Here is a 13,268-nt window from a genome sequence, read left to right as displayed (position 1 = left end):
CTACGGCACGCGCAGCAGGTTGCGCTGCAGCAGGACCTCTGCGATCTGGACCGCGTTCAGGGCCGCGCCTTTGCGGATGTTGTCCGAGACGATCCACATGTTGATGCCGTTCTCGATGGTCTCGTCCTCGCGGATGCGGCCGACGAAGGTGTCGTCCAGGCCCGCGCAGTTGATGGCCATGGGATAGATTTTCTTTTCGGGATAATCCTCGACGACCACGCCGGGGGCGGTGGCCAGCAGGGCGCGCACGTCGTCGGCCGTCAGCTTCTGCTCGGTCTCGATGTTCACGGACTCGCTGTGGCCGTAGAAGACCGGGACGCGCACGCAGGTGGCCGTGACCCGAATGGACGGGTCGCCCATGATCTTGATGGTCTCGTTGACCATCTTCATCTCTTCCTTGGTGTAGCCGTTGTCCAGGAAGACGTCGATCTGCGGCAGGCAGTTGAAGCCGATCTGGTGCGGGTAGACGTCGGCCACCACGGGCTGGCCGGACATGAGGCGGCGCACCTGGTTCTCCAGCTCCTCGATAGCCTTCTGGCCGGTGCCGGAGACGGCCTGGTAGGTGGAGACCACCACACGCTTGATCCGCGCCTCGTCATGAATGGGCTTGAGGGCGACCATCATCTGAATGGTGGAGCAGTTCGGGTTGGCGATGATGCCCTTGTGCCATTCCAGGTCGTGCGGGTTGACCTCGGGGACCACCAGCGGGCACTCGGGGTTCATGCGCCAGGCCGAGGAGTTGTCCACCACCACGCAGCCGGCCTTGGCCGCGGAGGGGGCGAACCGCTCGGAGGTGCCGCCGCCCGCCGAGAACAGGGCCAGGTCCACGCCCTCGAAGGCGTCGTCGGTCAGCTCGATGACCGGCAGCTCCTCGTCCCGAAAGGGAACGGTCTTGCCGACGCTGCGGGCCGAGGCCATGGGAATGACGTTGGCGCAGGGGAAATCACGATCCTCCAGGACCTTCAACATCTCTCGGCCGACGGCGCCGGTTGCGCCGCAAACGGCCACCACGGGATTCTTGCTCATTCTGATACCCCAAAAAAATTATAAGTTCAGGTTCTTGCCGATTTCCAGGCACGCCTCGGCGCGGTTCAGCGTGTACAGGTGCACGCCGGGCGCGCCGCCCGCAATGAGTTCCCTCGCCTGTTTGGTGGTATAGGCGATGCCGAGTTCGTATACGGCGTCGTCTCCACCCTCCGCATGCGCCGCTTCGAGGGCGCTCAGGAACTTTCCGGGAATGGCCGCGCCGCACATGCCGAGGACGAACTTGGCGGACTTCAGGGTCAGGATGGGCAGGACCCCCGGAATGACCGGCACGTCGGCTCCCATGGCCTTCAGCCGGGCCACGTAGTCGAAGTACAGTCGGTTGTCGAAAAAGAGCTGGGTCACCAGGAATCTGGCCCCCTTCTCCACCTTGAGCCGGACCATTTCGATGTCGGACCGGATGGTCGGGGACTCGGGATGCGGCTCGGGATAGGCCGCGCCGCCCACGCACAGTTCGGGATAGCGCTTGCCGATGAACTCGATGACGTCGGTGGCGTGGCGGAACTCCTGGGAGGCGAAGTCGAAGTCCTGGACGCCCCGGGGCGGGTCGCCGCGCAGGGCCAGGACGTTGTCGATGCCCGCCTCGCGCAGGGCGTGCAGGAAGCCGTCCAGCTTCTCGGCCGAAGCGCCCACGCTGGTCAGGTGGGTGACCGGCTCCAGGCCGTGCTCCCGTTTCAGGCGGGTGGCGATCTCCAGGGTGTTGTCCTGTGTGCCGCCTCCAGCCCCGTAAGTCACGGAGGCGAAGAGCGGATTCAGCGCCCGCAGCTTGTCCACCACCTCGAAAAATCCGGACCAGGCGTCCCGTTCCTTGGGCGGGAAAAACTCCAGCGAGAGGAACGGCGACTTTCCCTTAATTAAATCACAAACGTGCAAAGCCTTACTCCTGAAAATTCCGATTGGCCCGTCCACACTGACCGGAGACCGGGCAAGAGCACCTTCATACGCCGCTTTCGCTCAATCTTCAATGGGGAAATGGGCGTGACCGCCCGGAAACCGTTGGCGGGCCTAGGCGTGGAGCGCATCGACGATGGGCGCGTCGGCGGGCAGAAAGCCGAGCTCATTCGGCCGCGAGGGATCGACCCAGGCCCACCGCTGCTTCTCCATGGCGGTCAATTCACCGGAATACTTGCGGATGTGAAAAAAATGCAGACGCACGGAAAAGGTTTCGTAGGCGTGCTCCAGCTCCCGCCAGAACTCGAAATCCTCGGGCGTGACGGCCAGCTCCTCGCGCAGTTCGCGCACCAGGGCCTGCTCGCGCGTCTCGCCCGGCTCGATCTTGCCGCCGGGAAACTCCCACCAGCCCGCCATGGGGCCGCCCTCGGGCCGCTCCACGGCCAGGTAGCGGCCGTCGCGCCAGATGATCCCGGCCACCACGTCGATCACGGGGAGGCTCACTCCTCGCCCCCGACCGCCGCGTTCATAGCCTCCATCCGCTCTTCGAGTTCGGCCATGCGGTGCATCAGGTTCTCGGCCCATTCGCTCACGGCCTGGTAGTCGGCGTTCAGCTTGAGGGCCTCCTCGGGTTTCTCGTAGGTGGCGGGATCGTTCATCTTCGCCTCCAGCCCGGCCTGCTCGTCCAGGGCCTTTTCCAACTCCCCTTCCAGCTTGTCGTATTCCTTCTTGAGGGGCTTGATCTCGCGGTAGAGGCGGTTGCGCACCTCGGCCTGGCGGCGCTTCTCCTCCTTGCTGACCCGGCGTGCGGCGGGCTCCGGCGTCTCTTCGACAGGGGCCGGGGGACGGCTCGCGGCCAGGGCCTCCGCCTTCTGCCTGGCGTGGAACTCCTCGAAACCGCACAGGAACTGGTCGATGCCGTTGTGGTCCAGGGACCAGACCTCCTCGGCCACGTTGTTCAGAAGATAGCGGTCGTGGGCCACGAAAAAGAGGGTGCCCTCGTAGTCCTGAAGGGCGCGGACCAGCCCTTCGCGCGTCTCGATGTCCAGGTGGTTGGTGGGCTCGTCGAGGATGAGCAGGTTGGCCCGGGCCAGGAAAAGCGAGGCCAGGAGCAGGCGGCTCTTCTCGCCGCCCGAAAGGCCGCGCACCTGGCGGTCGAAGAACGGCTCGCCCAGCAGGAACAGGCCGAGGACGCTCATGACCTGCTCCTCGGTCAGGTGCGGATCGGAAAGACGGCGAATCTCGCCGAGCACGGTGTTGTCCAGGTTCAGGATCTCGTGCTGGTGCTGGCTGAAGTAGCCCACCTGGGTGTTCGGGCCGATCTGGACGTGGCCGTGGGTGGGGGCCATCTGGCCCATGACCAGCTTGAGCAGCGTGGACTTGCCCATGCCGTTGGGCGCGGCCAGGGCGATCTTGCGCCCCCGGTATATCTGGAAATCGAGCCGGGGCCAGACCGGCGCGCCGCCCGGATAGGCGAACTCCAGCTCCACGGCGGCCACGGCCACCTTGTCGCCCCGCCTGGGCTCGGGCAGACGGAAGCTCAGGCTGCGCCCCCGATGGGAACCGGCCTGGACCTCCTTGATCTGGTTCAGCTCCTTTTCGAGCTTCTCCACCTTCTTGAGCTTGGACTGGGCCTGGGCGGCCTTGCGCGCCTTGACGCGAAATTTGTCGATATACTTGTATTCGTTGTCGATTCTTGCGGAAAGCTTGGCCGCTTCGCGCCGCCGCTGCTCGATGTTCTCCGCGTCCCAGACCAGAAATTCGTCCCAGGTCCCCCGGCGCAGGACGGGCTTGCCCCCGCCCAGGAAGAGGACGTGCGTGCCCACGCGGTTCAGAAAGACGCGGTCGTGGGCCACGAAGGCCAGGGTGCCGCGAAAATTCAGCAGGTACTCCTCCAGCCACTCCACGGCCTCCAGGTCGAGGTGGTTGGTGGGCTCGTCCAGGAGCAGGACGTCCGCGCCCTGGAGCAGCACGCGCGCCAGCTTGGCCCGCTCGCGCCAGCCGCCGGAGAGCTCGCCCAGGGTCTTGAGCAGGTCGTCGTCGCGAAAGCCGAGGCCGGTGAGGATGGTCCGCGCCTTGTGCTCCGGGTTGTAGCCGTAGAGCGACTCGAACCGGGCCTGGCGGTGGGAGAGCTTCTCGATGCGCGCCTGGTCGCCGTCGGCCACGGCCTTTTCCCACTCCTCCCAGAACTCGTTCCAGGACGGCAGCGCGGAGAGGACCCAGGCGAGCAGTTGCTGGGCCAGGACCTCCTCGGTCATCTCCTGGGCCACGTAGCCGACCTGCGCGCCCCTGGTCAGGGCCACCTGCCCTTCCTCGGCTTCGACCCGGCCCGCCAGGACCTTGAGCAGCGTGGACTTGCCGCAGCCGTTGGGGCCGGTCAGGGCGAGGCGCATGCCGGGGACGACCTCCATGGAGACGCCGGAGAAGACGGCTTCGCCGCCATAGGACTTGGTCAGATTCTGGACAGTGATTCGGGACATGGGTGCGGGGGACTCCTTCAAGAATGCACCGCAGGGATATAATGAGCCCGGCCATTATGCAAGTCCCCCTTTTGACCGCCGGGCCCGGGCGGGATACAAGGGGGGCATGACCTGCTGGCACGTCTACCTCCTGCGCTGCGCCGACGGCACCCTCTATTGCGGCGTCACCAACGACCTCGACCGCCGCCTAGCCCAGCACACCGCAGGCACGGCCTCCAAGTACACCCGCTCCCGGACCCCGGTCCGGCTGGAGCTCGCCGCCGAGGTCCCCTCCAAGAGCGACGCCCTGCGCCTTGAGCTCCGGGTCAAGGCCCGCAAGAAGGACGAGAAAATCCCCTTCCTCGCCTCCTTCCGCCAGACATAGCCGGTGCAATATCGCGGCGAAGTAGTCCTCTTGCCAACAAGGGCCTTTCTGCGTATAACATTAGGTATTCTCATTCCATTTTGCCCATGGAACAACCGAAACGCGAAAACCGGCACCCCGAGCATGGACAACAGCACCATCTATCTCATCCTGGCCCTGAGCGGCTTCGTCTTCGTGGTTGTTCTCATGATCCACCAGCACAACTGCTCGGACATGGCCCGCCGCAAACGCGGCAAGGTGGAGGCCGTCACCCGCAAGCTCCAGCCCCGCATCGAAATCCTGGAAAAGGAAATCGTCGATCTCAAGGTCAAGATTGAGGAGATCGACGAACAAATCGTGACGTTCCAGTAAGCACCATGTTCATTTTCCTGCTCATACTCATTGTAGCGGCCATCGGCCTGGTCTTCCTCTACCGCGCCATCTCCATGGCCCATACCCTCCAGATGAACACCCTGGAGGACCAGCGCCAGCGCATCACCAACCAGTACGAATTCCTCCGCGACCAGAAGCAGGAACTGCTCCGGGAGGTGGCCAGGAAGGAAAACGAGCTGGCCACCCTGCGCAACAGCCAGGACGGCATCAAGACCATCTCCACGAGGGACCTGAACCTCGCAGAATCAAAGGACAACCCCGACGACAAGGTCAGCCGCTACCTGGTCAGGAAGGGAATCATCTCCCTGGAGCAGAGCGAAAAGGTCACGGGCAAGATGAAGACCCTGCACATGGATTTCCTGGGCGTCTGCCTGACGCTGGGCTACATCGACCTGGACACCGCCAAGGCCACCCTCAAGGCCACCAAGGTCGACAGCAAGCTCACGGAATAATACAATGAAAAGCAAAGTCCTCACACTGCTTCTGGGCTGCTGCGCCCTTCTCCTCGGCCTCGCCCCGCTCCCGGCCCGCGCCGAGGAGCCCCTGGACCTCATGACCTACTACCGGAATCCCCGGCCGGGGTTGCTGCCCGACTATCTCCACGACATGTCCCTGGACCCGGCCCTCAATGAGGACGCCGCCGATCTCTACGCGGTATTCCTGGCCGCCGCCCTCAACCAGTCGCCCATCGACGCGCAGGCCGCCCTGGACAAGGCCTCGACCCTGCCGCAGGACAAATCCGTCCTCGCCCTCAAGACGGCCTGGCTCATGAACGACCGCCCGGGCCGGGCCTTCCTCCGGCAGGCGGCCGAGCGGGGCTGGCCCGACGCGGCGGACATGCTGCGCACTCCGCCGCCGGACTTCCGCAACCCGCAACGGCTCGACGCCTTCTACCTCGACTGCATGTGGGTCACGTTCTTCGCCACGGGCCGGGACTGGCCGGTGCTCAAGGTCGTCTCCGCCCTGGACGTGGACCCCAAGAGCGTGGACGATGGAGTGCTCCGGACAGCGGCAGCCTGGTCCCTCAAAAGCAACGCCGGGAACCATCCCCGCGTGCTCGCCATCCTCCGCGAGGTCCGGCAAACCGCCTCGCCCCGGCTGGCCGCGCAGCTCGACGAAATCCTCTCCAAGAAATGAAAAAGGCCGCGCCCGAAGACGCGGCCTCTCCAATTCGCCTGGCGACGTCGACTAGATGTTCGCCAGCACCGCGTCGGCCATGGCCGCGCAGCCCACGGCCTTGCGGCCCGGCTGCATGATGTCGCCGGTGCGGTAGCCCTGCTCCAGGGCCTGCTTCACGGCGTTTTCGACGCAGTCGGCCTCCTCGGCCATGTCGAAGGCGTGGCGCAGCATCATGGACACGGACAGGATGGTGGCCAGCGGGTTGGCCTTGTCCTGGCCCGCGATATCCGGAGCCGAGCCGTGGATGGGCTCGTACAGGCCGGGGTTGGACTCGCCCAGGGACGCGGACGGCAACATGCCGATGGAGCCGGTGATGGCTGCCGCTTCGTCCGAGAGGATGTCGCCGAACAGGTTGCCGGTGACGATGACGTCGAACTGGGACGGGTCGCGCACCAGTTGCATGGCCGCGTTGTCCACGTAGAGGTGGGAGAGCTCGACGTCGGCGTAGTTCTTGTGCTCGTCGATGACGACCTCGCGCCAGACGCGGGAGACGTCGAGGACGTTGGCCTTGTCCACCGAGCAGACGCGGCCGGAACGCTTGCGCGCGGCCTCGAAGGCGATGCGGGCGATGCGGCGGATCTCGTGTTCGTAGTAGGCCATGGTGTTCAGGCCGAACCGCTCGCCGTCCTTCATGCCGTCGAAACGGGGTTCGCCGAAATAGATGCCGCCGGTCAGCTCGCGCACGACCATGACGTCGAGGCCCCTGGCCACGATGTCCGGCCGCAGGTAGCAGGCGTCGGCCAGTTGCGGCAGGAGCGTGGCGGGCCGCAGGTTGGCGAACAGGCCGAGGGCCTTGCGGATGCCGAGCAGCCCCTTTTCCGGGCGGATGGCCGGGTCCAGGGCGTCCCATTTGGGACCGCCCACCGCGCCCAGGAGCACGGCGTCGCTGGCCTGGCACTTGGCCACGGTCTCCTCGGGCAGCGGGACGCCCGTGGCGTCGATGGCGCAGCCGCCGAGCAGAGCCTCTTCGGTCTCGAAGGTGCGGCCGTACTTGCCGCCCACCTTCTCCAGGACGCGCAGGGCCTGGGTCACGATCTCCCGGCCGATGCCGTCGCCGGGCAATACACAAATCTTCATGAACTTTCTCCGTTGGTTGGCGCTAGGCCAGTTTCTTCCGGGCGTACTCGACCAGTCCGCCCGCATTCAGGATTTCCTGCATGAACGGCGGCACCGGCGCGGCCTGCACGGTCACGCCCGTGGTCAGGTTCCTGATGACGCCGGAGGCGGTGTCCACCTCGATGTCGTCGCCGTCGCTGAACTTGCTGACGTCGTCGCCAATCTCCAGCAGGACCAGGCCCATGTTGAAGCCGTTGCGGTAGAAGATGCGGGCGAAGGACTTGGCGATGACCACAGGGATGCCCGCGCCGAGGATGGCGATGGGCGCGTGCTCGCGCGAGGAGCCGCAGCCGAAGTTCTCGCCGCCGACCATGACGTCGTTTTCCTTGACGCGCTTGACCCAGCCTGCCTCCAGCCCTTCCATGCAGTTGGCCCCCAGCTCCCTGGTGTCGGTGGTCACCAGGAAACGGGCCGGGATGATGGCGTCGGTATCGATGTGGTCGCCCACCTTGTGGGCGGTTCCATGAACGTTCATTGTCGTCGCCTCCTACAGCTTGGCGGGATTGATGATCTCCCCGGCCACGGCGCTGGCGGCGGCCACGGCGGGGTTGGACAGGAAAACTTCGGACTGGAGCGAGCCCATGCGGCCCTTGAAGTTCCGGTTGGTCGTGGAGATGGCGCGCTCGCCGCCCGCCAGGATGCCCATGTGGCCGCCCAGGCAGGGGCCGCAGGTCGGCGGGCCCACGATGCAGCCGCTGTCCATGAAGATTTCCATCAGCCCTTCGCGCATGCACTGCTTCCAGATGGACGGGGTGGCGGGCAGGATGATGCACCGGACCTTGGGGTTGACCTTGCGGCCCTTGAGCACGGCGGCGGCCTCGCGCATGTCCTCGATGCGGCCGTTGGTGCAGGAGCCGATGACGGCCTGGTGGATCTTCAGCCCGGCGGTCTCGTCCACGGGCTTGACGTTGTCGGGCAGGTGCGGGCAGGCCACCTGGGGCTGCATGCCGGTGACGTCGATGTCGAGCACGCGCTCGTACTCGGCGTCCGCGTCGGCGGTCATCGGCTCGCCGCCCTTGTACCCGGCTGCCCTCGCGTATTCCATGGTCTTCCCGTCCACCGGGAACAGGCCGACTTTGCCGCCCGCCTCGATGGCCATGTTGGCGATGGTCATGCGGCCTTCGATGGACATGGCGTCCACCACCTCGCCGCCGTACTCCAGCGCCTTGTAGAGCGCGCCGGCCACGCCCAGGCGGCCGATCTGGTTGAGCACGAAGTCCTTGGCGCCGACGAACGGGCCGGGGACGCCGGTCAAGTTGACGCGGATGGTCGGCGGGACCTTGAACCAGGTCTCGCCCAGGGCCATGGCCGCGCCCACGTCGGTGGAGCCCATGCCCGTGGCGAAAGCGCCCAGGCCGCCGTAGGTGCAGGTGTGGGAGTCCGCGCCGATGACCACGTCGCCGGGGCCGACGATGCCCTTCTCGGGCAGCAGGGCGTGCTCAACGCCCACTTCGCCGCACTCGTAGTAATGGGTCACGCCCATGGCCTCGGCAAAGTCGCGGACCACCTTCACCTGCTCGGCGGAGTCGATGTCCTTGTTCGGGGTGAAGTGGTCGCAGACCAGGGCGACCTTCTCCTGGTCGAAGACCTTTTTCGCGCCCATTGCCTTGAACGCCTTGATGGCCAGGGGGGCGGTGATGTCGTTGGCCAGGACCACGGAGACCCGGCACTGGACGATCTGTCCCGGCCCGGCGACCTCCTGGTCCGTATGCTTCTGCAATATTTTTTCAGCTAAGGTTCGACCCATCGTCTACTTCTCCTCTTTGGCTTTTTCCAATCTGTTCAATGCGTTGATCATGGCCAGGGCGCTGGCGCGGACGACGTCGCCGTCGTTGGCGCGGCCCACGGCCTTGACCCCGTTATCCTCAATGCGGACGGACACGCCGGCCAGGGCGTCCGACCCCTCGGTGACGGCGTTGACCGAATAGGATTCCAGCTTCGGAGTAACCCTCACCAGGGAGTAAATGGACTTGAACACGGCGTCAATCGACCCCTCGCCGAATTCGCTGGTCCGGCGGATCTCCACATCCTCGCCCTCGCGGCCGAACTCCATGACCGTGGCCGCGTGCGGCGGCACGTTGCCGGTGCCGGAGAACACGGACATGTCCACCAGGCGGAACCGGTCGCGGCGGCGGTAGACATTCTCCAGGATCAGCGCCTCCACGTCCTCGTCATAGACCTGCTCCTTCTTGTCGGCCAGGTCCTTTACCGCCTTGAACAGGGTCGCCACCTGATCCTCGCTCAGGATGTAGCCCAGCTCCTCGGCCTTTTTGCGCACGGCGTGGGAGCCGGAGTGCTTTCCGATGACGATGTCGTTGCTCAGGCGGCCGATGGAGGCCGGGGTCATGATCTCGTAGGTCAGCCGGTTCTTGATGACGCCGTCCTGGTGCACGCCGGACTCGTGGGCGAAGGCGTTGGCGCCCACGATGGCCTTGTTGGGCGGGATGGGCATGCCGATGATCTGCGACAGGCGTCGGCAGGACGGAAAGAGCTGCTCGGTGTTGATGCCGGTCTCCACGCCGTACATCTCGTGCCGGGTGTTCAGCGCCATGACCAGGTCCTCCAGGGCGGCGTTGCCCGCGCGCTCGCCGATGCCGAGCACGGTGCACTCCACCTGCCGGGCCCCGGCGCGGATGGCGGCCAGGGAGTTGGCCACGGCCGAGCCCAGGTCGTTGTGGCAGTGGACCGAGATCATCGCCTTGTCCATGTTTTTCACATTGTCCATGACGTATTTGATCATGTCATAATATTCAAAGGGCTGGGCATAGCCCACGGTATCCGGGAGGTTGACCACGCAGGCCCCGGCCTCGATGGCGATCTGGGTGATGTCCACCAGGAAGTCCCAGTCGGAGCGCGAGGCGTCCTCGGCCGAGAACTCCACGTTGTCGGTGTACTGGCGGGCGTGGCTCACGGCCTTCCTGACCATGGCCCGAACCTCGTCGGCGGTCTTGCCCAGCTTGTGCTTCATATGGATTTCGCTGGTGGCCAGGAAGGTGTGAATGCGCGGATTCTTCGCCTCCTTGATGGCCTCCCAGCAACGGTCGATGTCCTTGACCACCGCGCGGCACAGACCGGCCACCTGCACGTCGCCCACGGCCCGGGCGATGGCCTGGACTGCCTCGAAGTCGCCCTGGCTGGCGATGGGGAAACCCGCTTCGATGATGTCCACGCCCAGCGCTTCCAACTGGTGGGCCATGCGGATTTTCTCGTCCAGGTTCATGGTCGCGCCGGGGGACTGCTCGCCGTCACGCAAGGTGGTGTCGAATACATAAACTCTGTCTGCCATGATGTCCTCCGAAGGTTTTCCCCGTTGCGTGGGGATATGGTCATATATGGTTGCAAAAGTACAGAACAAGCGGTCGCACGCATGAGCGCACGGCTTGCCGGGGTCAGTACGACGTACCAATATGGGATGGGGGGGGAAAGCTAGTTCAGCTCTTCGCCGGATTTATCCCGCAGTAGTCGCTTGCTGCGCCGGGATAGTAGGAAAAGAGTGTAGATAGGGCCGGAAAAGAGGTAGCCCAGAAAAATCACGAAGCCCAGCACCTTCGGACGGGAGGCGACCAGGGAGAAGACCAGGATCGCAGTGACCATCCAACTGAAGGGATGCGCCTTGAAAGCGCTGATTTCCTTGAAGGAGTAGAAACGGATGGTGCTGACCATGAAGAAGGACAGCACATAGACGAGCACCAGCGTGCAGATGGGCAGCACGGTGTGCATGTAGCGCGCCGGGACGTACTCGGTGAACAGGACCAGGGTGGCCAGGGTGCAGGCCGCCGCCGGTATGGGCAGACCCACGAAGTGCTTCTTGGAGCTGGTGGCCGCCTGGACGTTGAACCGGGCCAGGCGCAACGCGCCGCAGGCCATGAACAGGAAGGCGGCCATCAGGCCGAGCCGACCGAAGTCGTTCAGGATCCACAGATAGGCCATGGTGGCCGGGACCACGCCGAAGGCCACCAGGTCGGCCAGGGAATCCAACTGGACCCCGAACTCGCTGGTGGTGCCGGTGATGCGCGCCACCTTGCCGTCCAGCCCGTCGAACACGCAGCTCGCCAGAATGCACAAGGCGCAGGCGGCGTAGTCGCCCTTGATGGCCCAGGTCAAACCCAAAAAGCCGAGAAACAGGCTGGCCGTGGTCAGCAGGTTCGGCAACAGGTAGACGCTTTTATGGCGAGGCAACTTCGTTTCCATAACCGTTTCGGTTGATTGCGGTTCCTTCAGATCAGGCGCCGCGTTTTTCCGCCAGGGCGGTCTCTCCGGCGACGACCTTCTGGCCGACGCCGACAAGCGGAACATAACCGTCCGGCATGTAAAGGTCAACTCTCGATCCGAACTTGATAAGACCGAACCGCTCCCCCCGTTTCAGCTTGTCGCCGGGCTCGGCCCAGCAGACGATGCGCCGGGCGATGAGCCCCGCTATCTGGATGACGGTGAAGCGCTGGTTGCCCTTGCCGGTAATGACCAGGGCGTTGCGCTCGTTGTCCTTGCTCGCCTTGTCGAAGGATGCGTTGAAAAATTTGCCGGGGATGTAGCGGACCAGCTCCACCTTGCCGGAGACGGGCATCCGGTTCACGTGCACGTTGAAGACGTTCATGAACACGGCGATGACCTGGCGCTCCTCGCCGGTCACGGGGTCGGTCTCGCGGGCGATCTTGATGACCTTGCCGTCGGCGGGCGAGCACACGGCTTCGGCGTCCTCCGGCCCGACCCGTTCGGGGTCGCGGAAGAAATGGCCGATGAAGAGCGTCAGGGCCAGGCAGAGAATCGCCATGGGCCAGCAGCCGATGACGGCGAAGACGAGCGTGGTGAACGCGGCGATGACGATGTAGGGCACCCCTTCCAGGGCGATGCCGACGGACGGCTTCAGCATGATGGCGCGGCTCCTTTTTTTTGTTGGCTCTACCTTTGCCGGAGACAAATCGCAAGCTTGTTGTTACAGATTTCACTCGCGCACCGTACATCCCCGGCGGTAAAAGCGTCCGCCGCCACGGAAAGGAACGGCCAGGCGCGCCAGAAATCATCTTGCAATTTTCGAGAAAATCTTTGGCGGAACTCTGAACCATGCTCTGGCTCTCACTTTCCCTGGGCGCGGCCTTTTTCATGGCCACCTGCGCCGCCTACATCAAGCGCTTCTTCACCGACGTCCCGGCCTGGGAAATGGGCCTCATTCCGGCGCTCTACGCCAGCCCGTACTGCCTGGCCGCCCTGCCCTTCGTCGGCGTCCCGCCCATTGGGCCGGACTTCTTTTCGACCATCGCCTGGCTGCTGCCTCTCTTCGCCGTCTCCCTCCTGCTCCACTACCGCGCGATCCGCCTCTCGCCGCTCTCGCTGACCATGCCCTTTTTGAGCTTCACTCCGGTCTTCGTCCTCCTGACGGGCGACCTCCTCCTGGGCGAGCGCATCGGCACGGGCGGCGTCATCGGCATCCTGCTGGTGGTGACGGGCGGCTACGTGCTCAACCTGGACAGCGCCCGCGACGGCTTGCTCGGCCCGGTCCGCGCCATCTTCCGGGAGCCCGGCTCCGCGCTGATGCTCCTGGTGGCCGCCATCTACAGCCTGACCTCTGTGGGCGGCAAGGTCCTGATCCTCCAGTCCTCGCCCCTGTTCGCGGCCCTGGTCCTCTTCGCCGCCGTGGGCCCGCTGCTCGGCATCGTCCTCTGGGCGGCCGGAAAGGTGAGCCTGCGGATCGTCTTCCAGCGGCCGCTCCTCGGCCTGGGCGCGGGGCTGCTCGTCTTCGGCGACCTCGTCTGCCACAACCTGGCCATCTCCATGGTCAGCGCCGCCTACATGGTGGCGCTCAAGCGCATGGCGGGCATCTTCTC

The 13,268-nt window shown here is 65.0% G+C and carries 15 protein-coding genes; 5 read left to right on the top strand and 10 right to left on the bottom strand.

The window, feature by feature from the left end:
• The 4 genes from PHP91_RS00655 to PHP91_RS00640 all read right to left on the bottom strand — a co-directional run bounded on the left by PHP91_RS00655 (position 1) and on the right by PHP91_RS00640 (position 4,415).
• Positions 1-1,026 carry an aspartate-semialdehyde dehydrogenase gene (locus tag PHP91_RS00655; protein ID WP_300135548.1) on the bottom strand — a complete coding sequence of 342 codons (1,026 nt, stop codon included), beginning with the start codon at positions 1,024-1,026 and terminating at the stop codon, positions 1-3.
• An 18-nt stretch (positions 1,027-1,044) separates the two neighbouring features.
• Positions 1,045-1,917: a methylenetetrahydrofolate reductase gene (locus PHP91_RS00650; protein WP_300135546.1), complete on the bottom strand. Its 873-nt coding sequence runs from the start codon at positions 1,915-1,917 to the stop codon at positions 1,045-1,047.
• Positions 1,918-2,049: 132 nt separating this feature from the next.
• On the bottom strand, positions 2,050-2,439 hold the full coding sequence (locus PHP91_RS00645; RefSeq protein ID WP_300135544.1) for a (deoxy)nucleoside triphosphate pyrophosphohydrolase: 390 nt from the start codon (positions 2,437-2,439) through the stop codon (positions 2,050-2,052).
• Positions 2,436-4,415 (bottom strand): ABC-F family ATP-binding cassette domain-containing protein, encoded by a 1,980-nt coding sequence (locus PHP91_RS00640; protein ID WP_300135542.1) that lies wholly within the window; start codon positions 4,413-4,415, stop codon positions 2,436-2,438. The genes PHP91_RS00645 and PHP91_RS00640 overlap by 4 nt, the downstream gene beginning before the upstream one ends.
• A 106-nt stretch (positions 4,416-4,521) precedes the next feature.
• On the opposite strand from PHP91_RS00640, the gene PHP91_RS00635 reads away from it, so the two are divergent.
• From PHP91_RS00635 to PHP91_RS00620, 4 genes are all read left to right on the top strand, one after another.
• Positions 4,522-4,779 (top strand): GIY-YIG nuclease family protein, encoded by a 258-nt coding sequence (locus PHP91_RS00635; RefSeq protein ID WP_300135540.1) that lies wholly within the window; start codon positions 4,522-4,524, stop codon positions 4,777-4,779.
• Positions 4,780-4,902: 123 nt separating this feature from the next.
• Entirely contained in the window at positions 4,903-5,130 is a 228-nt protein-coding gene (locus PHP91_RS00630) for a hypothetical protein (RefSeq protein WP_300135538.1), read from the top strand.
• 5 nt (positions 5,131-5,135) lie between these two features.
• Entirely contained in the window at positions 5,136-5,603 is a 468-nt protein-coding gene (locus tag PHP91_RS00625) for a hypothetical protein (RefSeq protein ID WP_300135536.1), read from the top strand.
• A gap of 4 nt (positions 5,604-5,607) precedes the next feature.
• The gene (locus PHP91_RS00620; RefSeq protein ID WP_300135534.1) at positions 5,608-6,288 is read left to right on the top strand and encodes a hypothetical protein; all 681 of its coding nucleotides are present in this window, start codon (positions 5,608-5,610) and stop codon (positions 6,286-6,288) included.
• Between the two features lie 51 nt (positions 6,289-6,339).
• Here PHP91_RS00620 and leuB read toward each other — a convergent pair whose 3' ends face one another.
• The 6 genes from leuB to PHP91_RS00590 form a co-directional block, all read right to left on the bottom strand.
• A complete protein-coding gene (leuB, locus tag PHP91_RS00615) occupies positions 6,340-7,407 on the bottom strand; it encodes a 3-isopropylmalate dehydrogenase (RefSeq protein WP_300135532.1) in 1,068 nt (355 codons plus the stop codon).
• A gap of 22 nt (positions 7,408-7,429) precedes the next feature.
• Positions 7,430-7,921 carry a 3-isopropylmalate dehydratase small subunit gene (locus tag PHP91_RS00610; protein WP_300135530.1) on the bottom strand — a complete coding sequence of 164 codons (492 nt, stop codon included), beginning with the start codon at positions 7,919-7,921 and terminating at the stop codon, positions 7,430-7,432.
• A 12-nt stretch (positions 7,922-7,933) separates the two neighbouring features.
• On the bottom strand, positions 7,934-9,193 hold the full coding sequence (leuC, locus tag PHP91_RS00605) for a 3-isopropylmalate dehydratase large subunit (protein ID WP_300135528.1): 1,260 nt from the start codon (positions 9,191-9,193) through the stop codon (positions 7,934-7,936).
• Positions 9,194-9,196: 3 nt separating this feature from the next.
• Positions 9,197-10,732 carry a 2-isopropylmalate synthase gene (locus PHP91_RS00600; RefSeq protein WP_300135526.1) on the bottom strand — a complete coding sequence of 512 codons (1,536 nt, stop codon included), beginning with the start codon at positions 10,730-10,732 and terminating at the stop codon, positions 9,197-9,199.
• A 140-nt stretch (positions 10,733-10,872) separates the two neighbouring features.
• Entirely contained in the window at positions 10,873-11,637 is a 765-nt protein-coding gene (pssA, locus tag PHP91_RS00595) for a CDP-diacylglycerol--serine O-phosphatidyltransferase (protein ID WP_300135524.1), read from the bottom strand.
• A 31-nt stretch (positions 11,638-11,668) separates the two neighbouring features.
• The gene (locus tag PHP91_RS00590; protein ID WP_300135522.1) at positions 11,669-12,316 is read right to left on the bottom strand and encodes a phosphatidylserine decarboxylase family protein; all 648 of its coding nucleotides are present in this window, start codon (positions 12,314-12,316) and stop codon (positions 11,669-11,671) included.
• 191 nt (positions 12,317-12,507) lie between these two features.
• On the opposite strand from PHP91_RS00590, the gene PHP91_RS00585 reads away from it, so the two are divergent.
• Positions 12,508-13,268: DMT family transporter (locus PHP91_RS00585; protein WP_300135520.1), on the top strand; the 761-nt coding region annotated here is incomplete at its 3' end.

This window comes from Pseudodesulfovibrio sp. (assembly GCF_028692895.1).
In the GTDB taxonomy this organism is placed as follows: domain Bacteria; phylum Desulfobacterota; class Desulfovibrionia; order Desulfovibrionales; family Desulfovibrionaceae; genus Pseudodesulfovibrio.
This window is presented reverse-complemented; position numbering and strand designations above follow the sequence as displayed.